This window comes from Amycolatopsis sp. NBC_00355, from assembly GCF_036104975.1.
GTDB lineage: Bacteria > Actinomycetota > Actinomycetes > Mycobacteriales > Pseudonocardiaceae > Amycolatopsis.
Genome location: NZ_CP107982.1, coordinates 9,529,886 through 9,550,256 on the forward strand (window position 1 = coordinate 9,529,886; position 20,371 = coordinate 9,550,256).

The window sequence follows — 20,371 nt, forward strand, 5'->3', positions numbered from 1 at the left end:
CGTGCGCAGCTACCACTGGCCGCCGCTGCTCCCGGTGCTGGCGCTCGTCCTGATGCCGTTCCTGCCGTTCGTCAACACGACCGGGTTGTGGCTCGGGCTGCCGCGGATGGTGGTGTGGGGCGCGTTCTGGTGCCTGATGTTCACCCCGGCGCTGCTGCTGTCCGAACGCCTGCTGCGCGCGGCGGGGGAGGAGGACGACGCGTGATCCTCACCTTCACCCTGGTGGGCATCGTCCTGATCGGCGTGCTCGGCTTCGTCGGCCGCCGCAGACCCGTCGCCGACCTGGCGGAGTGGACCGTCGGTGGCCGCCGGTTCGGCGCCGTGACCATGTGGTTCCTGCAGGCGGGGGAGGTGTTCACCACCTTCACCTTCCTCGGCATGGCCGGGCTCGCGTTCTCCGGCGGTGTCGCCGCGATGTACGCGCTGCCGTACGTGCCGATCGCCTACGTCGTGCTGTTCTTCCTGGCCGAACGCCTGTGGACGATGGGGAAGGACCGCGGTTACCTCACCCAGGGCGACTTCCTCGAGGACCGGTTCTCCAGCCGGACGCTCGGCACGCTGTCCGCGGTGCTGGGGGTGCTCTTCGTGCTGCCCTACCTGCAGTTGCAGATCACCGGGCTCGGCCTGATCGTCCGGCTGGTCACCGGCGACAGCGCGTCGGGCACGCTCAGCATGGTGACCGGCAGCGTGCTGGTCGTCGCGTTCGTGCTGTGGGCCGGGCTGCGCGGCGTCGCGGCGACGTCCTACTTCAAGGACGGCATCATGCTCGTCGCGCTGGTGGTGCTGATCATCGCCGTGCCGACGCACTTCGCGGGCGGGGTCGGGGGCGTGTTCCGCAAGATCGAGCAGCTGCACCCCGAGAAGCTGATCGTCCACAGTGGAGCGAACGATCACGTCTGGTTCGTCACGAGCATGCTGGTCAGCGCCATCGGCGTCGGTCTGATGACGCTGCCGCATTCGTGGCCGGCGCTGATGTCGGCGCGCGACCCGAAGGTGCTGCGGCGCAACTACGCCTGGATGCCGGTGTACGAGCTGTGCCTGCTGCTGCCGATGATCATCGGGTTCGCCGCGATCCTCGTGGTGCCCAAGGACAGCGCCTCTCACAAAGCAGACCCGAACGGCGTATTGCTGACGCTGTCGAAGGATGCCTTGCCGGGCTGGGTGACCGGCGTTGTCGTGGTCGCCGCGACGGCCACCGCGATGGTCCCGGCGGCCGGGATCCTGATCGGCATCTCGTCGCTGGTGGCGCGCAACGTAGTCCGCGTGCGCAGCGGCCGCAAGCAGTTCTGGATCAATCACGGGACGGTTGTGCTCGCGAGTACTCTTGCGCTCGTGCTCGGCATCTTCCGGCCGGATCTGCTGGCCAACCTGCTGCTGCTCACCTATTCGGGGTCGGTCCAGCTGGCCCCGGCCAATCTGCTGGGCTTCCTCCGGCGCGTGCCGGTCGGCAAGGGACCGGTGCTCGCCGGGCTGGTCGCCGGCGAGCTCGTCGTCATCTGGCTGACCTTTGTGGACACTCACCTGGTCGGCACCGTCAACGTGGGCCTGGTCGGGCTCGGCGCGAACGTCGTCGTCCTCGCCTCGGCCGCACTGGTCCAACGACAGGTTTCTCCCCAGGAGGCGGCGTGACTCGCACGGTGTTCACCGGCGGTTCGGTGTTCGACGGCACCGGCTCGGACCCGGCGGCGGCCGACGTCGTCGTCGAGCACGGCCGGATCGTCGAGGTCGGGACGGACTTGGACGGCGACGAGAGCGTCGACTGCGCCGGCGCGGTGCTGCTGCCAGGGCTGTTCGACTGCCACGTGCACGTCACGGTGTCGGACATCGGGTTGCTGGCGCGGGTGCAGAAGCCGTTTTCCTACCAGTTCTACGAGGCCGCGCGGAACCTGTGGGCGACCCTCGGGCTGGGCATCACGACGGTCCGCGACGCGTCCGGCGCGGACCTCGGCATCAAGCAGGCGGTGGACGACGGCCTGATCCCGGGCCCGCGGCTGCAGATCTCGATCGGGCTGATCAGCCAGACCGGCGGCCACGGCGACGCGTGGAGCCCGTCGGGCATGTGTGTCCCGCTGCTGGTGCCGCACCCGGGCCGCCCGGACGCGAGGGCCGACGGCCCCGACGAGATGCGCCGCGTCGCCCGGACGCTGCTGCGCGCGGGCGCGGACGTGCTGAAGGTGTGCACGACCGGGGGTGTGCTGTCGCCGCGTGACGATCCGCGGCATTCGCAGTTCACGCCGGAAGAGCTGGAGGTCCTGGTCGCCGAGGCGGCGATGCAGGGCCGTCCGGTGATGGCGCACGCCCAGGGCGCGGCGGGCATCAAGAACGCCGTCCGCGCGGGCGTCCGCTCGATCGAGCACGGCATCTACCTCGACGACGAGGCGATCGAGCTGATGCTCGGCCACGGCACGTGGCTGGTCCCGACGCTGATCGCCCCGGTGAACGTGGTCCGCGCGGCCGACGCGGGGGTCGACCTGCCCTCGGCGGTCGTCGCGAAAGCCCGCGAGGTGGTGGAAGCCCACCGCGACTCGGTCCGGCGCGCGTACGCCGCCGGCGTCCGCATCGCGATGGGCACGGACAGCGGCGTCGGCCCGCACGGCACGAACCTCGAGGAACTGGCCCTGATGGCGGCGTGCGGCATGACCCCGGGCGATGTCCTGGAGGCGACGACGTCGTCGGCGGCCCGGCTGATGGGGCTGGACGGCGAGCTGGGCCGCATCGAGCCGGGGCTGCGGGCGGACCTCGTGGTGGTGGCGGGCGACCCGTACGACTTCCCGGGGCTGGCTTCCGCCATCCGCGAGGTCTGGAAGGACGGCACCCGGGTGGTCTAGGAGCTGACCGCGACCAGGACGACGAAGCCGGTGACGGTGACGCCGAGCAGCGGCCAGCCGACGATCGGCTTGACGCCGACCCCGGCGACCAGCAGGCCGAACGCCAGGATCAGGGTGCCGAGGCCCAGCTCGCCGTGCACGTACTGGGCCGCGGTGACGGCGTTCTGCCCACCGCCGAGATCGGCGACGAAGACGTCCCTGATCGTGGCCGGTGTGCGGTCGTAGCGGAATTCCCAGATGAACTGCGCGATCGGCCAGAGCATCGCGACGGCGCTGACGGAATAGCCCGCTACTTTCGCGATCAGGGTCGCGTTGTCGATGTTCCAGTTCAGGCCGACGATTCCGATCAAGGTCAGCGCGATGAGCGAATACAACGTCGGGTGGAAATTCACCGGTCCGGCGAAACCGTTGAAAACGGCGAAGTTCCCGCCCCCGACCCCGCCGCCGAAGTCCTTCAGGCTGGTCAGGACGACGTGCGCCAGCGGGGAACCGGGCGGTGGCTCGTAAGTCGCGCCGTACAAGGACGGCAGGACGAACCCGAGGAAACCGATGACGCTGCCGGCGATGACAAAACCACCGCGGGTCTTGCTTTCCATGTCCGCCCCTTCGCCACCGAAACCGGCCGCACCGGTCCATGGGTCGCGGCGATGGCGGATCGCGTTACGGCGGCGAGGTTTTTTCGCTGCCGAAAAGGGGCGAAAGCCCGATTACGGGAGTTCCGGGGAGATCAGGTCCCGCAGGGCCGCGGCGAACTTCGCCGGGTTTCGCTGCGGGGCCAGGTGCGCTCCGGGGGTCTCCGTGAACGGCAAGCCCAGTTCCAGCGCCAGGATCTTCGCCGGCTGGTAGTGGTACCGGCCTCGGCTGCCCTCGCCCGCCACCGGCAGGATCTCCGTGCTCGCCCGCCGCAGCGCTCGCAGGTCCGGCAGGTAGTCGAAGAACGGCGTCAGCTCGCGGTCGAACAGCCGGATCCAGTCGGCCTCGTGGGGCAGCCGGATGTTGGGCAGGTTGGGCAGCGCCGCCCCCGCGATCGCGTCCGCGAACCGCGTCACCGCCCCGATCAGGTCACCCGAACGGGCCAACCGCACCTGTTCGGCCGCCGCTTCGAGCCAGCCGCTCGCGTCCGGCATCAGGTGGACCGCCGGGGGCTCGTGCGCGACCAGCGTCGTGACGCTGCCCGGGTGGCGGGCCACCAGGTCGAGGCCGATCAGGGCGCCCGCGCTCGAGCCGAACACCCGGGCCGGCGCGTCGGTCACGTGGTTCAGCACCGCCAGCGCGTCGTCGGCCTGCAGCGACACCGGGACCGGGCCGGTCGTGGTGTCCGTGCTGCCGAAGTGGCCGCGCCGGTCGTAGGTGACGACCGTGAAGTGCTCGTACAGGTGCTTCGCCAGCGCCCGATAGGCGTCACCCGATCCGGTACCGCCCGCGATCAGCAGCAGCACCGGCCCCGCGCCGCCGCGGCGGACCTGGAGCTCACCGTCCTCCACCGGGCAACGGCTTTCCGAGATCATGCCGGAAAGTCAAGCACACAGCCCGCGCAGGATTCCTTCGGCGTCGCTCACGATCCGTTCGATCAGGTCACCCACCCGGGGGAGATCCGCGAGCAGCCCGACGACCTGCCCGGACGCCAGCACGCCGGCCCCGAGGTCGCCGTCGACGAGCCCCGCGCGCAGCAGCATCGGCGTGTTGGCGGCCATCAGCACCTGCGCCCACGTCCGCTGCCCGCTGCGCTTCATCCGGACGCCCTCGCGCACCAGCGACGTCCAGGAGAGCCCGGTCAGCCGCCGGAACCGGACGGCGTTCGCCGCGGCCCGGCCGAGCCCGCCGAGCGTCCCGGACGTCTCCAGTCCGTCGACCAGGCCCGTCCGCAACACACGGTGAGGTAAGCCATCCACCTTACGGGTGACGACGGTGCCGTTCAGGTCCCGCGCCAGGTAGGCCTGCTTGACGGCGTCCGGCACGGTGCTCTCCTGTGTCAGCAGGAACCGCGTGCCCATGCCGATCCCGGCCGCGCCGTACGCCAGTGCCGCGGCCAGCCCGCGGCCGTCGAAGAACCCGCCCGCCGCGACCACCGGGATGTCGACGGCGTCCAGCACCGACGGCAGCAGCAGCGTCGTGGCCACCCCGCCGGTGTGCCCGCCGCCTTCGCCGCCCTGGACGACGACCGCGTCCGCGCCCCACGACGCCACCTTCTCGGCGTGCCGGGCCGCGCCCACCGACGGCACGACGACCACGCCGTGGTCCTTCAGCTTCGCGATCATGTCCTTCTTGGGGGCCAGCGCGAACGACGCGACCCGCACGTTCTCGCGGATCAGCAGGTCGACGCGGCGGCCGGCGTCGTCGGCGTCCGCGCGGAGGTTGACGCCGAACGGCGCGGACGTCCGGCTCTTCACCTCCTTGACGGCGGCTTCGAGCTCGTCGAACGTCATCGTCGCCGAGCCGAGGATGCCGAGCCCGCCGCCCTCCGCGGTCGCCGACACCAGCCGCGGCCCGGCCACCCAGCCCATCCCGGTCTGGACGACCGGGTGCCGGACGCCGGTCAGCTCGGTCAGCCGCGTCCTCATTCCGGGACTTCCTTCTCCCGCAGCGACTTCGGATCCAGCTGGGCGATCAGGTCCAGTTCCTCGGCGGTCGGTTCCCTGCTGACGGCGACGCCGTCGGTGACCAGCGGGAACCCCGTCGCCGCGACGACCTCGTCGACCGTGACACCGGGGTGCGTCGACACCAGCCGCGCCGCGTGGTCCGGCCCGCCGAAGTCGAGCACGCCGAGGTTGGTCACCACGCGGTGGACGTCGTGGTAGCGCAGCCCCGCCTCGCGTGCGCGGGCGAAACCGACGCCGGAGACGACGTCGACCTGGTCGACGAACACCCGGGTGCTGTGCCGCGGCACCCAGTAGCTGGTGCGGTGGTTGGCCGTGTTGCCCGGCCCGCCACGCACCCCGAGCAGCTGCTTCTTCGGCTTCTGGTGGTCGCCGATGGCGGAGATGTTCTGGTTGCCGTGCCGGTCGACCTGGTTGGCGCCCATCACGACGTGCCGCTTCCCGTGCGGCACCACGGTGTCCAGGACCTTCCGGAACGGCTGCCAGCCCTCGATCACCGGCTTGCCGACCGGGCTTTCGAGCAGGTACGCCTCGCCGTCCGACAGCAGCAGGTCCGGCTCGAACGTCAGCCGCGCGAGCCGCGCGCCGAGCGCCGGGACGTACCCCATCGGGCTGATCAGGATCTCGCCGTCGCCGCGGAACAGCTCCGCGCACGCGACGACCGCGACGTCCGCGCGCGTCATGCCGCCTCCTCCGCGAACCGCGTGACGGCCCGCTGGTAGTCCGTCTCGTCGCCGGTCAGGAACCGGTCCGCGAACGCCGGCCAGGCGTCCGGGTCCTTCGCCGCCGCGGCGTAGTGCCGCTGGAACCGTTCGTCCCGGCCGTAGTCCGGTGCGGCGGACGTGAAGTGCGCGCCGCGCGGGGTTTCGACGACGCCGTGCACGCTCGCGCGGTTGAGCAGCAGGCTCTGCACCGGCGCGGTCGCCGTCAGCTCGTCGGTGGGAACGACCTTTTCGGTTGACACGTAACACTTGTCGGCGGCGAGTGCGAACAGCTCGTCGAAGTACGGGTCCGGGCCGAGGTACTGCGCGTTGCCGCGGGCGTCCGCGCGGTTGAGGTGCACGAGCGCCGCGTCGAGGCGCAACGCGGGCACGGCCAGCAGCTCCTCGCCGTCCTCGTAAGGCGATCGGACGGTCTTCAGTGACGGCGAGAACGTCATGACGTCGGAGCCGAGCCCGGCGCGCGTCGGCAGGAACGGAAGCCGTTGTGCCGCCGCGGAAAGCCCGGTACCGAGAATGCCCTCGTCGTACTCGGTGACCTCGATCGACCCGGCTTCGCGGACCCGGTTGAACCACGGGTCGAACGGCACCGAATCGAGCGTCACGAACCCGAAGACCAGCCGCCGGATCTTGCCCGCCGACGCCAGGAGCCCGACGTCCGGGCCGCCGTAGGAGACGATCGTGAGGTCCTTCAGCGGCGATCGCAGGATGGCCCGGATCAGCGCCATCGGCTTGCGCCGCGAACCCCAGCCGCCGATGCCGAGCGTCATGCCGTCGCGCAGTTCGCCGACGACGTCGTCGACGCTCATCCGCTTGTCGCTCAAGGCTTTCCCTTCTCCAAGAACTCCTGGCGCGCCCCGTCCGAGACGCCGGCGAGGTTGAGCTGGAAGGTGAACCCCTGCTCGAACCGGTAGCTGCGGTGCACGGGCTGGACGTCGATGCCGTTGATGGCCTGCTTCGCCGCGCGGATCACGCGCGTGTCCTTCGCGGCGATCTGCCGGGCGACGCCGAGCGCGGTTTCGTCGAGTTCTTCGCGCTTGACGACCGCGTACACCGAGCCGTGGTGGTGCAGCTGCTGCGCGCTGATCTTCGACGCCGTGTAGTACAGGGCGCGCATGAGGTGCTGCGGCACGAGCCGCGCCAGATGTGTCGCCGCGCCGAGCGCGCCACGGTCCACTTCGGGCAGTCCGAATTCGGCGTCTTCGCTGGCTACCACGATGTCGGCGTTGCCGACCAGTCCGACGCCGCCGCCGAGGCAGAACCCCTGCACCGCAACGATCACCGGCACGAGGCAGTCGTACACCGCCGAGAACGCCGCCGCGCAGCCTTCGTTGGCGCCGATCAGCGCGTCGTACCCGGGGTCGCGCTGGATCTCCTTGATGTCGACGCCGGCGTTGAACCCGCGGCCTTCCGCGCGTAGGACGACCACGTGCACGGCTGGGTCACGGCCGGCTTTTCCGATCGCCTCGGCGAGGTCGAACCAGCCGCGCACGGTCAGCGCGTTCACCGGGGGAGCGGCCACGGTGATCACGGCGATCCCGGGCTCCGGGGTGTGCGTCGAAACCGTCATCGGCACCCTCTCGCGGTTAACAACCTAGCACTTGCTTGGTACGTTAGCATCGGGACGACAAAAGCGGGAGGTCACCGGTGGCCCTGGAACTCGGCTTGGACGGCGCGGTCGTGTTGGTGACCGGCGGCGTCCGTGGTGTCGGCCTGGGGATCTCGCAGGCCTTCGAAGAGGCGGGCGCGCGGGTCGTGACCTGCGCGCGGCGGACGCCGGAGTCGTCGCCGGGGGAGGCGTTCTTCCCTTGCGACATCCGGGATCCGGACGCCGTTGCCGCGCTGGTCGAGGCGATCACCGCACGCTTCGGCCGGCTCGACGTCCTGGTGAACAACGCGGGCGGCGCGCCCTTCGCGGACACGTCCACGGCCTCGCCGCGCTTCCACGAGAAGGTGATCGGGCTGAACCTCCTGGCGCCGCTGATCGTCTCGCGCGCCGCGAACGCCGTCATGCAGGGCCAGGAGCGTGGTGGCTCGATCGTCAACATCAGCAGCGTGAGCGCGCTGCGGCCGTCGCCGGGGACCGCGTCCTACGGCGCCGCGAAGGCAGGGCTCGACAACCTGACCAGCACGCTCGCCGTCGAGTGGGCGCCGAAGGTGCGGGTCAACGCGCTCGACGTCGGCATGGTGCGCACGGACAACGGTTACGGCGACCCGGCCGCCCTCGGCGCGACGGTGCCGCTCGGCCGGCTCGCCGAACCGGCGGAAGTCGGCGCGTGCGCAGCATTCCTGGCTTCACCGCTGGCGTCCTACGTCAGCGGCGCGCGACTCGTGGTGCACGGCGGCGGCGAGCGTCCGGCATTTCTCGACGCGATGGAGGATAAGTCATGAACAGGCTGGTCGAAGGACGCGTCGTGGTCGTCACGGGCGCCGGGCGCGGGATCGGCCGGGCGCACGCGCTCGCGTTCGCCGCGGAGGGTGCGCGAGTGGTCGTCAACGACCTCGGCGCGGCCCTGGACGGCCGCGGCGGTGAAGCGGGCCCGGCGCAGCAGGTCGTCGACGAGATCCGCGCGGCGGGCGGGGAAGCGGTGGCCAACACCGACGACGTCGCGTCCTGGGACGGCGCGGCTTCGCTGGTCCGCACGGCTCTGGACGCCTTCGGCGGCCTCGACGTCCTGGTCAACAACGCGGGCTTCCTGCGCGACCGGATGCTGGTCAACCTGGCCGAGGAGGAGTGGGACGCGGTCGTCCGGGTGCACCTGAAGGGCCATTTCGCGCCCCTGCGGCACGCGGCGGAGTACTGGCGCGCGGAGGCGAAAGCGGGGCGCACGCGGAGCGCGCGGGTGATCAACACGAGTTCCGGCGCGGGCCTGCTGGGCAGCGTCGGCCAGGGCAACTACTCGGCGGCGAAGGCGGGCATCCTCGGCCTGACCACGGTCGCGGCCGCGGAGTTCGGCCGTTACGGCGTCACGGTCAACGCGATCGCCCCGGCCGCGCGCACCCGGATGACGGAGAAGACGTTCGACATGGCGGCCCCCGACGACGGCTTCGACGCGATGGCCCCGGAGAACGTGTCCCCGCTGGTGGTCTGGCTGGGCAGCGTGGAGTCGTCGGGAGTGACCGGCCGGGTCTTCGAGGTCGACGGAGGCCGAGTGGGCCTGGCAGACGGCTGGCGCCACGGCCCGCAACGCGACAAGGGCGCCCGCTGGGCACCGGCCGAGCTGGGCCCGGTGGTGGCGGAACTGCTGGCGGAGTCGGCGGCCCCGGAACCGGTCTACGGCGCCGGATAACCGGTTGGCGCGAGCCGCTAGCGTGCGCGTATGGCGCGTCAAACCATTCTCAGCGGCTCCACCTTCGAGGAGCAGATCGGCTACGCCCGCGCGGTCGTCGACGGTGGTCGCGTGTACGTCTCCGGCACCACCGGCTTCGACTACTCGACCATGACGATCTCCGACGACGTCGTCGAGCAGGCGGCCCAATGCCTCCGTAACATCGAGGCGGCGCTGACCGAGGCCGGCTGCACCCTCGCCGACGTCGTCCGGGTGCGCTACCTGCTGCCGTCGCGGGCGGACTTCGAGCCGTGCTGGCCGGTGCTGCGCAAGGCGTTCGCCGAGGTCCGCCCGGCCGCGACGATGCTGGAGTGCGGCCTGGCCGACCCGCGCATGAAGATCGAGATCGAGGTCGACGCGCACCTGCCCGGCTAGCGCGTGAGCCAGAGGTCCAGGTTGAGCGCGAAGTCGATGCCCGCGCGCGTCGCCCGGTCGGTCGACGGGCGCGCCAGGCGCTCACTCAGCCGCGCCGGGTCGAGGTACGTCCAGACCGGCGCGTTCGGCGTGGCCAGCAGATCCGCCGCCTGCGAACGGATCGCGACGTCGTAACCGGGATCGTGCGTCGCCGGGTAGGGCGCCTTGACCCGCTCGGTGACGCTGCGCGGCAGCAGGTCGGCCACCGCGGCCCGCAGCAGGGACTTCTCCCGGCCGTCGAACGTCTGGAACGACCACGGCGCGTTGAACGCGTACTCGACGAGCCGGTGGTCGCAGAACGGCACCCGGACCTCCAGCCCGACGGCCATGCTGAGCCGGTCCTTGCGATCGAGCAGGTCGGGCAGCCAGCGCGTCAGGTGCAGGTGGAACACCTCGCGCATCCGGCGCCGCTCGGCCGGTTCCCCTGGCAGCACCGGAACTTCGGCGATCGCCTGCCGGTAGTGCGCCTCGCGATGGGCGCCGATCGCGAGCTCGGCGGCGACGTCGTCGCGCAGCAGCGCGAGGTACGTCCCGCTGCGGCCGGTGAAGTAACGCCACGGATAGCCGTCGGCGAGCGGCTGGTGGAACCACGGGTAGCCGCCGAAGACCTCGTCGGCGCTCTCCCCGGACAGCGCCACGGTCGAATGCTCGCGCACCGCCTTGAACAGCAGGAAGAGCGACGTATCCATGTCGCCGGTCGCCGGCGCGTCCCGCGCGTCCACAACGGCTCGGCGCACCGCCGGATCGGCCGGCGCCGCCGACCCGAGCACCAGGTCGCGGTGGTCGAGCCCGCAGTGCGCGACGACGTCCCGGACGTACGGCGCGTCCGGCGTGGCGCGCAGGGTGTCGGGCACGAACTCGCCGGCGAAACCCACGGAGAACGTGCGGAGCGGCCCGGCGGTGAACCGTTGGCCGAGCGCGACGAGCGCACTCGAGTCCAGCCCGCCCGACAGCAGCGCGCCGAGCGGGACGTCGGCCCGCACGTGCCGTTCGGTGATGTCCTCCAGCAGCTCGCGGATCCGGTCGACGGTCGTGGCGAGGTCGTCCTCGTGCGGCTGCGCGTCCAGTGACCAGTAGCGGCGCTCGCGGACGCCGTCGGCGTCGACCAGCAGCATCGTGCCCGGCCGGACCTCGTGGACGCCGCGGTGGAGCGTCATGCCGGGGGTGCGGACCGAAGCCAGGAAGTCGCGCAGGCCGTTGTCGTCGACGGCTGGGGCGACCAAGCCGGACGCGAACAGCGCCTTGGGTTCGGAGGCGAACAGGACGCCGTCACCGTGGCGCGCGTAGCAGAGCGGCTTGACGCCGAGGCGGTCGCGGACCAGCAGCAACCGGCGGCGCGGCGCGTCCCAGACGGCGAAGGCGAACATGCCGTTGAGCCGGCGCGGGGCGTCGGTGCCCCACTCCAGGCAGGCGTGCAGCACGACTTCCGTGTCGGTGTCCGTGCGGAACTTGTGCCCCAGCAGCTCCAGCTCGACGCGCAGTTCGCGGTGGTTGAACACCTCGCCGCTGTAGGACAGGACGGTCGTGGCCTCGTCCCGGTCGTCGTAGGCCACCATCGGCTGCCGGCCGTTCGCGGGGTCGAGCACGGCGAGCCGGCGGTGCCCGAACGCGACGTGCGCGGCCGCCCAGACGCCGGCGTCGTCGGGCCCGCGGGCGGCGAGGGTCTCGGTCATCCGGTGCACGGTCATGCCGCCGTCCGGGAGCGGGCAGCTGGGGTCGGCCCAGCCCGCGATGCCACACATAACGGGGATTCCTCCGGGGAAGGGGAGATCGCCGAGGCGATCACCCGGGCGGCCTGAATGATCACATAGGGTGTGCGCGGCCGCGGGAACCCGCGCTGCCACGGACGGGTGAATCTGCCGTCCACAGTGGACATCCCGACAGGAGGACGATGAACGAGCCGATCGCGATCGTCGGCATGGGCTGCCGGTTCCCCGGCGCGGCCGGCCCGGACGCGCTCTGGGAGCTGCTCGACACGCGCGGGGACGCGGTCGTCGGCGCCGCACCGGCTGCCCGGTTCGACGCGGCGGAGCTGTACGACCCGGTGCCCCGCCGCCGCGGCCGGCTCGTCAGCCTGGCGGGCGGCTTCCTCGGCTCCGAAGAGTTCGACCCGGGGTTCTTCGGTGTGAGCGAACGGGAAGCGGCGGTGCTCGACCCGCAGCACCGCGTCCTCCTGACGACCACGCGCGACGCGCTGGCCGACGCCGGGCTCGACGGCGTCGAGGGCCGCGAGATCGGCGTCTTCATGGGGCAGAGCACCGGCGAGCACTGGGACAGCCGGCAGGGGACGGCCGACATGTACGCGATCGCGGGCGCGGCGGCGCGGAGCATGGCGTCCGGGCGGATCAGCTACGCGTGGGACCTGCGCGGCCCGTGCGCCACGGTCGACGCGGCGTGCTCGTCGGGCACGCTGGCCGTGCACCTCGCGTGCCAGAGCCTGCGCACGGGGGAGTGCGACACGGCGGTGGCGGGCGGCGTCAGCCTGGTCCTGGGCACCGACCACACGCTCGGCTACTCGGCGGCGGGGATGCTGTCGCCCACCGGGCGTTGCCGTTTCGGCGACGAGGACGCGGACGGTTTCGTCCGCAGCGACGGCGCGGGCGTCGTCGTCCTCAAGCGGCTGGGTCAGGCCCTGGCCGACGGCGACCGCGTCCACGCGTTGATCCTCGGCAGCGCGCAGGCGAGCAAGGGCCGGACGGCCAAGGCGATCATCGCGCCGTCGGTCGAGGGCTACCTGCAGGTGATCGCCCGGGCGTGCGCGCAGGCCGGGATCGCGCCCGCGGAGATCGGTTACGTGGAGGCGCACGGCAACGCGGCCCCGGCGGGGGACGTCGTCGAGCTGCAGGCGATCAGCGCGGCGATCGGCTCCGGGCGGCCGGCGGGTCAGCCGTGCCTGGTGGGTTCGGTGAAGTCGAACATCGGCCACCCGGAGGCCGCGGGCGGCCTGGCGGGCTTGCTCAAGACGGCGCTGGTGGTCCGCGAACGGCGGATTCCGGCCACTTTGCACTGCCCGCGTCCGACCTCGGCGGTCGACTGGGCCGGTCTCGCGCTCGCGTCTTCACCGGTCGAATGGCCTTACCCGGGGCGGGCGCTGGCGGGAGTCAGCACCTACGGGCTGTCCGGGACGTTCGTTCACCTGGTCGTGGGCGGGCTCTGAAAACTGTCGGTGGTGGGTGGGACGCTGCCGGGCATGACGAGTTGGCAGGAGTTCTCGGCGCAGTCACCCTCGCTGGCTTCGCGCGTGCACGCGCGATTCACGGCGGGGGAGTCGCACGTATTGGCGACGTTGCGGCGCGACGGTTCGCCACGGGTGAGCGGCTCCGAGGTGGACTTCCGTGGCGAAGAGGCGTACATCGGGTCGATGCTGGACGCGCTGAAGGCCCGCGACCTGCGGCGCGACAACCGGTTCGCGATCCACGCCTACCCGGGCATCGAGGAGGGCGGCGACGCGAAGCTGGCGGGTGTGGTGGCGGAGCTGACGGACACGGCGGAAATCGCGGCGCTGCAAGGAAACGACGAACCGTGTCACCTGTTCCGGCTCGACCTCAAGGAGGTCGTGCTGACGTGGGTGGCCGAGGACACGCTCTTCGTGGAGAGCTGGAAGGAGGGAAGGGGAACGGTGAAGTTCGCCAGGCCGGGCAACGGCCCGGCGGAGGTGGTGAAGTAGCGGGCGGCGGGTCTTCGAGGAGGAATGCCTTTGGTGGCAGAAGAAGCACCGCGAGCCCGAGGTGTCGACCGCGCCTGCCGGCTCCGGCACAGGCGTGGCCGAGCCGGCGACGGCGTGCGGCTGGCTCGGCGCTACGCCCGCCGGGTGTTGGCCGTTCCGGTTGGTGTGTTGGCCGTTCCCGCTGGTGTGTTGGCGACTCCGGCCGGTGTGTTGGCCGTCCCGGTCGGGTGCTGCGAGCGGAGTCGGTGACAACATCGGCCCGGCCGTCGTCGGCTGAGCAGCCGGGCGGTCACGTCCGCCGCGCGGGCATCGCCAACGCAGGTAACCGGAGTGGCCAACTTCGCGACCGGAGTGGCCAAGGCCCTGAACGGAGCGGCCAACACGGTGACCGGAGTGGCTAACGGCGACCGCAATGGCCAACACGGTGGCCGGAGTGGCCAAGGCGCTGAACGGAGCGGTCAACACGCCGGCCGGAGTGGTCAACACGGTGGACCGCAGCGGCCAACACGGTGACCGGAGTGGCTAACACAGCGACCGGAACGGCCAACACAGCGACGGCAATGGCCGACACGATGACCGGAGTGGTCGACACGGTGACCGGAGCGGCCGGAGCGGCCAACATGCCGGCTGGAGTGGCCAACACGGTGGCCGGAGTGGCCAACTTGGTGACCGAAGTGGCCGGCAGGCCGGGGCACGGCCGACACGGTGATTGGCCGGAGGCGGCGGGTCAGAGGCGTTCGATGATCGTCGCCGTCGACAGAGCTCCGCCGGCGCACATCGTCACCAGCGCCGTCGCCGCGTCGCGGCGTTCCAGCTCGTGCAACGCCGTCGTCAGCAGGCGCGCTCCCGTGCTGCCCACCGGGTGGCCCAGGGCGATCGCGCCGCCGTTGACGTTGACTCGCGACTCGTCGGGCTCCAGGACCCGCTGCCACGACAGCGCGACCGAGGCGAACGCTTCGTTGACCTCGAACAGGTCCGGGTCGGTGATCGTCATGCCCGCTCGCGACAGCACTCGCTCGGTCGCGCGGATCGGGCCGTCCAGGTGGTAGTACGGCTCCGCGCCGACCAGCGCCTGCGCGATGATCCGTGCGCGAGGCCGCAGTCCGAGGGAAGAGGCGCGGGCGGAGTCCATCAGCAGCAGGGCTGCCGCGCCGTCGGAGATCTGGGAGGACGTGCCCGCCGTGTGGATGCCGTCCTCGACCACCGGCTTGAGGCGGGCGAGGCCTTCGACCGTCGTCTCGCGCAGGCCTTGGTCTCGGCCGACCAGCCGGGTTTCGCCGGTCGGCGCGCCCGACGCGTCGAGCACCGGGGCCTTCACCGGCGCCACCTCGCGGTCGAAGTGGCCGGCTTCCCAGGCGGCCGCGGCTTTCTGCTGGGACGCGGCGCCGAAAGTGTCGACGTCAAGACGCGTCAAGCCTCGGCGCACGGCGATGCGCTCCGCCGCGCCGTACTGGTTCGGGAGGTCGATCGACCACGACGCCGGCCGCGGGGAGCCGCCCGCGCGGTTCGTTCCCAGCGGGACGCGGCTCATCGCCTCGACGCCGCAGGCGACGCCGACGTCGATGGCGTCCGCCGCGATCAGCCCGGCGATCAGGTGCGTCGCCTGCTGCGCCGAGCCGCACTGGGCGTCGATCGTCGTCGCGCCCGCCGTCTCCGGCAGGCCCGCGTGCAGCCACGCGGTGCGCGTGACGTTGTTCGACTGCTCGCCGGCCTGTGTGACGCAGCCGCCGATCAGCTGCTCGACCAGCGCCGGGTCGATCCCGGCCCGGTCCAGCAGGGCCAGCTGCGCGGCCCCCAGCAGCTCGGCCGCGTGCAGGCCGGCCAGCAGGCCGCCCCGCTTGCCGATCGGAGTCCGCACGGCTTCGACGATGACCGGCACGCCCATCTCGTCCCCTTCGTCGGGAGGTTCCTCGGGAAGACTGTCGAGTAACCCGAAAACTAGAACAAGTTATCGTTCTGCGCAAGGCGCCGCAGTGTTGGCGTGATCTCGATCTTGACCGAGTGAGCGCTCGTTCACCTGGCCTCATCGGTAAAGTTAACGGGTTTCACTGAACAGTCTTCCGTTAGTTAACACCGTATGCTTCAATCCGGTTAGAACGTGTTTCAAAAGCCGAACCGTGGGAGGCAACGTGGCCGCTCCGCTCATCCCCGCAGGTTTCGACTTCACGGACCCGGACCTCTACGCCCACCGGCTGCCCTTGGCGGAGTTCGCCGAGCTCCGGCGGACCGCCCCCGTGTGGTGGAACCCTCAGAAGACCAACACCGCAGGCTTCGGCGACGACGGCTATTGGGTCGTCTCGCGGCACGAAGACGTCAAGGAGGTCTCGCGCGACAGCACGCTCTACTCGTCGAGCGAGAAGACCGCCATCATCCGCTTCGACGAGAGCATGACCGAGGACCGCCTCAACGCGAACCGCCTGGTCCTGCTCAACATGGACGCCCCGCAGCACACGAAGCTGCGGCGCATCGTGTCGAAGGGCTTCACCCCGCGCTCGATCGCCAAGCTCGAGGATACGCTGCGGGACCGTGCCGAGAAGATCGTCTTCGAGGCGAAGAAGAAGGGCACGGGCGACTTCGTCACCGACGTCGCGTGCGAGCTGCCGCTGCAGGCCATCGCCGAGCTGATCGGCGTCCCGCAGGAGGACCGGCTCAAGATCTTCGACTGGTCCAACCAGATGGTCGCCTACGACGACCCCGAGTACCAGGTCGAGCCCCTCGAGGCGTCGACCCAGCTCATCGGCTACGCCTGGAACATGGCCGAGGACCGCCGCAAGTGCCCGATGGACGACATAGTCACCAAGCTGATCCAGGCGGACGTCGACGGCGAGGCGCTGGGCTCCGACGAGTTCGGGTTCTTCGTCATCCTGCTCGCGGTGGCCGGCAACGAAACCACGCGCAACGCGATCACCCACGGCATGAAGGCGTTCCTGGACCACCCGGCCCAGTGGGACCTGTTCAAGGAGCAGCGTCCGAAGACCGCGCCCGACGAGATCGTCCGCTGGGCCACCCCGGTGGTCGCCTTCCAGCGCACCGCCACGCGCGACACCGAGCTGGGCGGCGCGCACATCAAGCGCGGCGACCGCGTCGGGATGTTCTACAGCTCCGCGAACTTCGACCCCGATGTGTTCGACGACGCGGAGAAGTTCGACATCCTGCGGGAGGACAACCCGCACGTCGGCTTCGGCGGCACCGGTTCGCACTACTGCATCGGCGCCAACCTCGCCCGGCTGGAGATCGACCTGATCTTCAACGCCATCGCCGACGTGATGCCGGACATCACCGAAGCGGCGCCACCGGTCCGGCTGCGGTCCAGCTGGCTCAACGGCATCAAGCACTACCCGGTCCGCTACGCCTGAGCCGGGGGCCGGCTGCTAAGTGGCTGTCTCGCCTCGGCAGGGCAGCCACTGGTAGCCGGGCGCGAACGGCTCGAACCCTTCGCAGCGGGCAGCTTCCGGTGGACGTCGTCGGATACGCTCCTCGGCCGTGAGGTCCAGGCGCCGGGTGCGCTCGGCGAACTCCGCCGGCACTCCGTAGCCGACCCCTCGTGGCACGGCGTTGACGCGCGATCCGGTGCCGACCATCACCCGCAGTGCGGCCCGCAGGCGCGGACTGGCCCGGATCAGCCGGCGCGCGGCCTCGGCCGAGTCGGTCCCGAAGCCGATGTCGAGCAGGAAGCAGATCGCCACCGGGAAACCTAGTCCGCCTGAGGCAGCGTCCGGAGGAAGCCGAGTGCGCGCCGCCAGGTGAGAGCGGCCGCGACCTCGTCGTACCCGGGATCCTCGGCGTCGGTGTAGAAGTGACCGGCGCCGGGGTAGGTGAACACCTCGGCCCCGGGAGTGGCCTCACGCCAAGCCGCGACCTCGGCCGGCGGCGCGATCGGATCCGGGTCGGCGACGTGCACCTGCACCGGCAGACCGTCGCGCGCCGACGCGGGAATGGCCGCCAACGCGTGCAGCAGCAGGACACCGGCCGCGGCGGGACGGTCCGGGAGGACGCTCTGGACCACGCCGCAGCCCATCGACACTCCCAGCAGCACGGTGGAGGGCGGCAGGTCGCGCACCGCCTCCGCGGCGCGTCGGCTGATGGCCGCCCAGCCGACGCGGTCCATCAGCGCGAAGCCGTCGTCGAGCGTGGCCGCGGTCAAGCCGGCGTAGAGGTCCGGCGTGACGACGTCGTGCCCGGCCGCGCGCAGGCGTTCGGCGGCACCGAGTTCGACCGGCCGCAGTCCCAGCACCGAATGGAAGACCACGATGTTCACCATGGGGTGATGGTCGCACGCGGCCCGGCTGTCATCATGGCGCGATGGCCCCGCGAGCGAGTGTCGACGTCGAGTTCACCATCCGCGTCACCGAACCCGGCAGGGCGGCGATCTCGGTCTCCGCGGCCGACGCCGACACCGAGGACCTGACCGTCTCCTGGGGCGGCGGGAGCGACGCCGTCCTGTTCGAGCACGGCACCCGCGCCGACGTCTTCGACCTGCCGCTGGGGGAACACCGCGTCACCTACCACGCCGAGCGCGACCTGGCCGAGGCCGAACCCGAGCCGGTCACCCTCGCCGACGTCGCCGTGTTCACCCGGCCGAGCCGGTACTGCCCGTCCGACCGGATCGGCGGGCTGGCGCCGCCGGAGCTGTACGGCCACCCGGACGCGCGGTCCACTGTGGACGCCATCGTCCGGAACGTCCACGACCGGCTCCTCTACACCGTCGGCGCCACCCGGCCGACCGACGACGCGATCGACACCCTCCTCGCCGGCGAAGGCGTCTGCCGCGACTTCGCGCACGTGTGCGTCACCTTCTGCCGGTACTTCGACATCCCGGCCCGGTACGTCGGCGTCTACGCGCCCGGCCTGTCGCCGATGGACTTCCACGCCGTCTTCGAGGCCGCGATCGACGGCCACTGGTACGTCTTCGACGCCACGCACCTCGCCCCGCGCCAGACCATGCTCCGGATCTCCACCGGCCGCGACGCCGCGGACACGTCGTTCCTGGCCACCCTCGGCTGCAGCCTGGACTTCCTGGGCAGCTCGGTGTTCGTGACGACGGACGCCGAGCTGCCCCAGGACGACTGGTCCGACCTGGTCGTCCTCGGCTGACGCCGCTGGCCGGCCTCCCGATCGGGCCCCCGGACGTCCGGCGAGCGGGTGATGGGGTGCCCGGAGTGCGTGTTGGGTGCGCGAGGAGGCTCCCGGCTGGGTAGACAGTGTGCGTGAAGAGTTCCCCCAAGGCCCCCAGCCCCTGGGCGCGGGCCCGTGCCCGGTACCGGTGGCTGGACCACATCGCCCGCGCGACCAACCGCTACGTCGACAGCGGCGGCTACCACTACGTCGCGTCGATCACCTACTTCAGCCTGCTGTCGCTCGTGCCGCTGCTGATGGTGGCGTCGTCGGTGGCCGGGTTCGTGCTGGCCAGCCAGCCGCACCTGCTCGACACGATGGTGCGCGCGATCGTCAGCACGCTGCCCGGCGGGCTGGGGGACAAGGCCACCGACCTGCTCACCGGCTTCGTCGACCAGCGGACGAGCGTCGGCGCGTTCGGCCTGGTGATCGGCCTCTACTCGGGCTGGAACTGGATGAACGCGCTGCGGGACTCGCTCACCGCGCTGTGGGGGCAGAACCGGTCGGACCAGTCGCTGCTGCGGCTGATCGCCGTCGACCTGCTCGCGCTGCTCGGCCTGACGGCGGCGCTGCTGGTGTCGTTCACGATCACCATCTCCGGCACGGCGCTCGGCGGTTACCTGCTCCGGCTGGCCGGCCTCGACGACACGAGCTGGGGGCACCAGCTCGTCTCCGTGTCCTCGGTGCCGCTCTCGCTGGCCGCCGACTGGCTGGTGTTCCTCTGGGTGCTGACCCGGCTGCCGCGTCAGCCGGTGGGCGTGCGCAGCGCGGTGCGCGGCGCGATCGCCCTGGCCCTCGGGTTCGAGGCGCTCAAGCTGGCCGGTGGCTTCTACCTGCGGTTGATCGGCAGCTCGCCGACCGGGATCGCGTTCGGCTCGGTGATCGGCCTGATCTTCTTCATCTCGCTGATCGCGCGGATGCTCGTCTACGTCACGGCGTGGACGGCGACCGGCTCGGACGCGCCGCCGAGGCCGGTGCAGCCGCCCGCGCCGGTGGAGCTGAAGCCGGTGATCGTGGTGGACCCGCCGGTCGCGGTGCCGGCCACGATCGGCGTCGTGACCGGCGTGCTCGGGACGCTGCTCGCGCTCAGGTGGCGACGTTCGCGAGGCTGAAGAGCCGGCCGAGCTGGTGGTCGATCAGCGCGAACACCGCCTCGGGCGTGCGCTGGCCCAGGATGAGGCTGGTCTGCAGGCCGTCGACGCTCGAGAGGAGCAGCTCGGCTTCGGGCATCAGGTCGAGGTCCGGCGGCACCTCGCCGCGCTGCTGTCCCCAGGCCAGCAGGTCCGCGGTCAGCCGCTCGAGCTCCGGCGGCGCCGCGCTGAACGCCGTCGCGAGGTCGGGGTCGGTCAGCGAGCGGACGAAGTAGGCCAGGTGCACGAGGTAGCGCGTGCGGCGGTCGTCGTCGAGCGGCAGCATCCGCACCAGCATCGTGCGCAGGACCTGGCGCGGTGTCGCGTCCGCCGCCGGCCCGACCTCGGCGCGGGTGTGTTCCTCCGCGTCCTTGTTGAGGATTTCGAGGGCGCCCAGCAGCAGGTCGTTGCGCGTGCCGAAGTAGTACTGGACCAGCCGCAGCGAGACGCCGGCCTCGGCCGCGACCTTGCGCAGCGACACGTCTTCCAGTCCGCGCGCGCTGGCGATCCGCCAGACGGCCTCGGCGATCTGGCGGCGGCGTTGCTCGTGGTCGGCGAGTCTCGGCATGGTG

Annotated in this window: 22 protein-coding genes; 11 read left to right on the plus strand and 11 right to left on the minus strand. The window is 71.4% G+C overall.

Going from position 1 to position 20,371, the window contains the following annotated elements; genetic code table 11:
• The first annotated feature begins 1 nt into the window (after position 1).
• Genes OHS18_RS44365 through OHS18_RS44375 form a run of 3 tightly spaced genes read left to right on the plus strand, consistent with a single transcriptional unit; the run spans position 2 to position 2,828 of the window.
• Positions 2-205 carry a hypothetical protein gene (locus OHS18_RS44365; RefSeq protein WP_328442439.1) on the plus strand — a complete coding sequence of 68 codons (204 nt, stop codon included), beginning with the start codon at positions 2-4 and terminating at the stop codon, positions 203-205.
• A complete protein-coding gene (locus OHS18_RS44370) occupies positions 202-1,629 on the plus strand; it encodes a sodium:solute symporter family protein (RefSeq protein ID WP_328614835.1) in 1,428 nt (475 codons plus the stop codon). Before OHS18_RS44365 ends, OHS18_RS44370 begins: the two co-directional genes overlap by 4 nt.
• Positions 1,626-2,828, plus strand: a complete 1,203-nt coding sequence (locus OHS18_RS44375; RefSeq protein WP_328442435.1) for a metal-dependent hydrolase family protein — start codon at positions 1,626-1,628, stop codon at positions 2,826-2,828. Before OHS18_RS44370 ends, OHS18_RS44375 begins: the two co-directional genes overlap by 4 nt.
• Here OHS18_RS44375 and OHS18_RS44380 read toward each other — a convergent pair.
• From OHS18_RS44380 to OHS18_RS44405, 6 genes are all read right to left on the minus strand, one after another.
• Positions 2,825-3,424, minus strand: a complete 600-nt coding sequence (locus OHS18_RS44380) for a hypothetical protein (RefSeq protein ID WP_328614836.1) — start codon at positions 3,422-3,424, stop codon at positions 2,825-2,827. The two genes, OHS18_RS44375 and OHS18_RS44380, sit on opposite strands and share 4 nt — an antisense overlap.
• A 111-nt stretch (positions 3,425-3,535) precedes the next feature.
• Complete coding sequence (locus OHS18_RS44385) at positions 3,536-4,336, minus strand: alpha/beta fold hydrolase (RefSeq protein ID WP_328614837.1); 801 nt, start codon at positions 4,334-4,336, stop codon at positions 3,536-3,538.
• A 9-nt stretch (positions 4,337-4,345) separates the two neighbouring features.
• On the minus strand, positions 4,346-5,389 hold the full coding sequence (locus tag OHS18_RS44390) for an NAD(P)H-dependent flavin oxidoreductase (protein ID WP_328614838.1): 1,044 nt from the start codon (positions 5,387-5,389) through the stop codon (positions 4,346-4,348).
• Positions 5,386-6,108 carry a CoA-transferase subunit beta gene (locus OHS18_RS44395; protein ID WP_328614839.1) on the minus strand — a complete coding sequence of 241 codons (723 nt, stop codon included), beginning with the start codon at positions 6,106-6,108 and terminating at the stop codon, positions 5,386-5,388. The genes OHS18_RS44390 and OHS18_RS44395 overlap by 4 nt, the downstream gene beginning before the upstream one ends.
• Entirely contained in the window at positions 6,105-6,968 is an 864-nt protein-coding gene (locus OHS18_RS44400) for a CoA transferase subunit A (RefSeq protein ID WP_328614840.1), read from the minus strand. The genes OHS18_RS44395 and OHS18_RS44400 overlap by 4 nt, the downstream gene beginning before the upstream one ends.
• Positions 6,965-7,714, minus strand: a complete 750-nt coding sequence (locus tag OHS18_RS44405; protein WP_328442424.1) for an enoyl-CoA hydratase family protein — start codon at positions 7,712-7,714, stop codon at positions 6,965-6,967. The genes OHS18_RS44400 and OHS18_RS44405 overlap by 4 nt, the downstream gene beginning before the upstream one ends.
• 77 nt (positions 7,715-7,791) lie before the next feature.
• On the opposite strand from OHS18_RS44405, the gene OHS18_RS44410 reads away from it, so the two are divergent.
• From OHS18_RS44410 to OHS18_RS44420, 3 genes are read left to right on the plus strand one after another with little or no spacing between them, the layout of a single operon-like run.
• Positions 7,792-8,535, plus strand: a complete 744-nt coding sequence (locus tag OHS18_RS44410; protein WP_328614841.1) for an SDR family oxidoreductase — start codon at positions 7,792-7,794, stop codon at positions 8,533-8,535.
• Complete coding sequence (locus OHS18_RS44415; protein WP_328614842.1) at positions 8,532-9,434, plus strand: SDR family oxidoreductase; 903 nt, start codon at positions 8,532-8,534, stop codon at positions 9,432-9,434. The genes OHS18_RS44410 and OHS18_RS44415 overlap by 4 nt, the downstream gene beginning before the upstream one ends.
• 30 nt (positions 9,435-9,464) lie before the next feature.
• Complete coding sequence (locus tag OHS18_RS44420) at positions 9,465-9,848, plus strand: RidA family protein (RefSeq protein ID WP_328614843.1); 384 nt, start codon at positions 9,465-9,467, stop codon at positions 9,846-9,848.
• Here OHS18_RS44420 and asnB read toward each other — a convergent pair.
• On the minus strand, positions 9,845-11,629 hold the full coding sequence (gene asnB / locus OHS18_RS44425) for an asparagine synthase (glutamine-hydrolyzing) (protein ID WP_328614844.1): 1,785 nt from the start codon (positions 11,627-11,629) through the stop codon (positions 9,845-9,847). The two genes, OHS18_RS44420 and asnB, sit on opposite strands and share 4 nt — an antisense overlap.
• Positions 11,630-11,778: 149 nt before the next feature.
• On the opposite strand from asnB, the gene OHS18_RS44430 reads away from it, so the two are divergent.
• The gene (locus OHS18_RS44430) at positions 11,779-13,044 is read left to right on the plus strand and encodes a beta-ketoacyl [acyl carrier protein] synthase domain-containing protein (protein ID WP_328614845.1); all 1,266 of its coding nucleotides are present in this window, start codon (positions 11,779-11,781) and stop codon (positions 13,042-13,044) included.
• 33 nt (positions 13,045-13,077) lie between these two features.
• On the plus strand, positions 13,078-13,554 hold the full coding sequence (locus tag OHS18_RS44435; protein ID WP_328458835.1) for a pyridoxamine 5'-phosphate oxidase family protein: 477 nt from the start codon (positions 13,078-13,080) through the stop codon (positions 13,552-13,554).
• Between the two features lie 727 nt (positions 13,555-14,281).
• On the opposite strand, the gene OHS18_RS44440 is transcribed toward OHS18_RS44435, so the two are convergent.
• Positions 14,282-15,439, minus strand: coding sequence for a steroid 3-ketoacyl-CoA thiolase (locus tag OHS18_RS44440; protein WP_328614846.1), 1,158 nt, complete (start codon positions 15,437-15,439; stop codon positions 14,282-14,284).
• Positions 15,440-15,683: 244 nt separating this feature from the next.
• Between OHS18_RS44440 and OHS18_RS44445 the strand changes: the two genes are divergently transcribed.
• Positions 15,684-16,910, plus strand: coding sequence for a cytochrome P450 (locus tag OHS18_RS44445; protein WP_328458833.1), 1,227 nt, complete (start codon positions 15,684-15,686; stop codon positions 16,908-16,910).
• Between the two features lie 15 nt (positions 16,911-16,925).
• On the opposite strand, the gene OHS18_RS44450 is transcribed toward OHS18_RS44445, so the two are convergent.
• Both OHS18_RS44450 and OHS18_RS44455 read right to left on the minus strand, forming a co-directional pair.
• The gene (locus OHS18_RS44450) at positions 16,926-17,240 is read right to left on the minus strand and encodes a hypothetical protein (RefSeq protein ID WP_328614847.1); all 315 of its coding nucleotides are present in this window, start codon (positions 17,238-17,240) and stop codon (positions 16,926-16,928) included.
• A gap of 8 nt (positions 17,241-17,248) precedes the next feature.
• Positions 17,249-17,815 carry a dienelactone hydrolase family protein gene (locus OHS18_RS44455; RefSeq protein ID WP_328614848.1) on the minus strand — a complete coding sequence of 189 codons (567 nt, stop codon included), beginning with the start codon at positions 17,813-17,815 and terminating at the stop codon, positions 17,249-17,251.
• Between the two features lie 41 nt (positions 17,816-17,856).
• Between OHS18_RS44455 and OHS18_RS44460 the strand changes: the two genes are divergently transcribed.
• Both OHS18_RS44460 and OHS18_RS44465 read left to right on the plus strand, forming a co-directional pair.
• Positions 17,857-18,648, plus strand: a complete 792-nt coding sequence (locus OHS18_RS44460) for a transglutaminase-like domain-containing protein (RefSeq protein WP_328614849.1) — start codon at positions 17,857-17,859, stop codon at positions 18,646-18,648.
• 113 nt (positions 18,649-18,761) lie between these two features.
• Positions 18,762-19,781, plus strand: a complete 1,020-nt coding sequence (locus OHS18_RS44465; protein WP_328614850.1) for a YhjD/YihY/BrkB family envelope integrity protein — start codon at positions 18,762-18,764, stop codon at positions 19,779-19,781.
• Here the strand turns inward: OHS18_RS44465 and OHS18_RS44470 are convergent.
• Positions 19,756-20,367 (minus strand): TetR/AcrR family transcriptional regulator, encoded by a 612-nt coding sequence (locus tag OHS18_RS44470; protein ID WP_328614851.1) that lies wholly within the window; start codon positions 20,365-20,367, stop codon positions 19,756-19,758. The two genes, OHS18_RS44465 and OHS18_RS44470, sit on opposite strands and share 26 nt — an antisense overlap.
• Between the last annotated feature and the right edge of the window lie 4 nt (positions 20,368-20,371).

Excerpts from the sequence above, each read along its gene's own strand:
- OHS18_RS44390 (WP_328614838.1), bottom strand. The coding sequence starts at position 5,389 with ATGAGGACGCGGCTGACCGAGCTGACCGGCGTCCGGCACCCGGTCGTC.
- OHS18_RS44460 (WP_328614849.1), top strand. The coding sequence starts at position 17,857 with ATGGCCCCGCGAGCGAGTGTCGACGTCGAGTTCACCATCCGCGTCACC.
- OHS18_RS44440 (WP_328614846.1), bottom strand. The coding sequence starts at position 15,439 with ATGGGCGTGCCGGTCATCGTCGAAGCCGTGCGGACTCCGATCGGCAAG.
- OHS18_RS44380 (WP_328614836.1), bottom strand. The coding sequence starts at position 3,424 with ATGGAAAGCAAGACCCGCGGTGGTTTTGTCATCGCCGGCAGCGTCATC.
- OHS18_RS44455 (WP_328614848.1), bottom strand. The coding sequence starts at position 17,815 with ATGGTGAACATCGTGGTCTTCCATTCGGTGCTGGGACTGCGGCCGGTC.
- OHS18_RS44385 (WP_328614837.1), bottom strand. The coding sequence starts at position 4,336 with ATGATCTCGGAAAGCCGTTGCCCGGTGGAGGACGGTGAGCTCCAGGTC.
- OHS18_RS44430 (WP_328614845.1), top strand. The coding sequence starts at position 11,779 with ATGAACGAGCCGATCGCGATCGTCGGCATGGGCTGCCGGTTCCCCGGC.
- OHS18_RS44415 (WP_328614842.1), top strand. The coding sequence starts at position 8,532 with ATGAACAGGCTGGTCGAAGGACGCGTCGTGGTCGTCACGGGCGCCGGG.
- OHS18_RS44395 (WP_328614839.1), bottom strand. The coding sequence starts at position 6,108 with ATGACGCGCGCGGACGTCGCGGTCGTCGCGTGCGCGGAGCTGTTCCGC.
- OHS18_RS44470 (WP_328614851.1), bottom strand. The coding sequence starts at position 20,367 with ATGCCGAGACTCGCCGACCACGAGCAACGCCGCCGCCAGATCGCCGAG.
- OHS18_RS44405 (WP_328442424.1), bottom strand. The coding sequence starts at position 7,714 with ATGACGGTTTCGACGCACACCCCGGAGCCCGGGATCGCCGTGATCACC.
- OHS18_RS44420 (WP_328614843.1), top strand. The coding sequence starts at position 9,465 with ATGGCGCGTCAAACCATTCTCAGCGGCTCCACCTTCGAGGAGCAGATC.
- OHS18_RS44435 (WP_328458835.1), top strand. The coding sequence starts at position 13,078 with ATGACGAGTTGGCAGGAGTTCTCGGCGCAGTCACCCTCGCTGGCTTCG.
- asnB (WP_328614844.1), bottom strand. The coding sequence starts at position 11,629 with ATGTGTGGCATCGCGGGCTGGGCCGACCCCAGCTGCCCGCTCCCGGAC.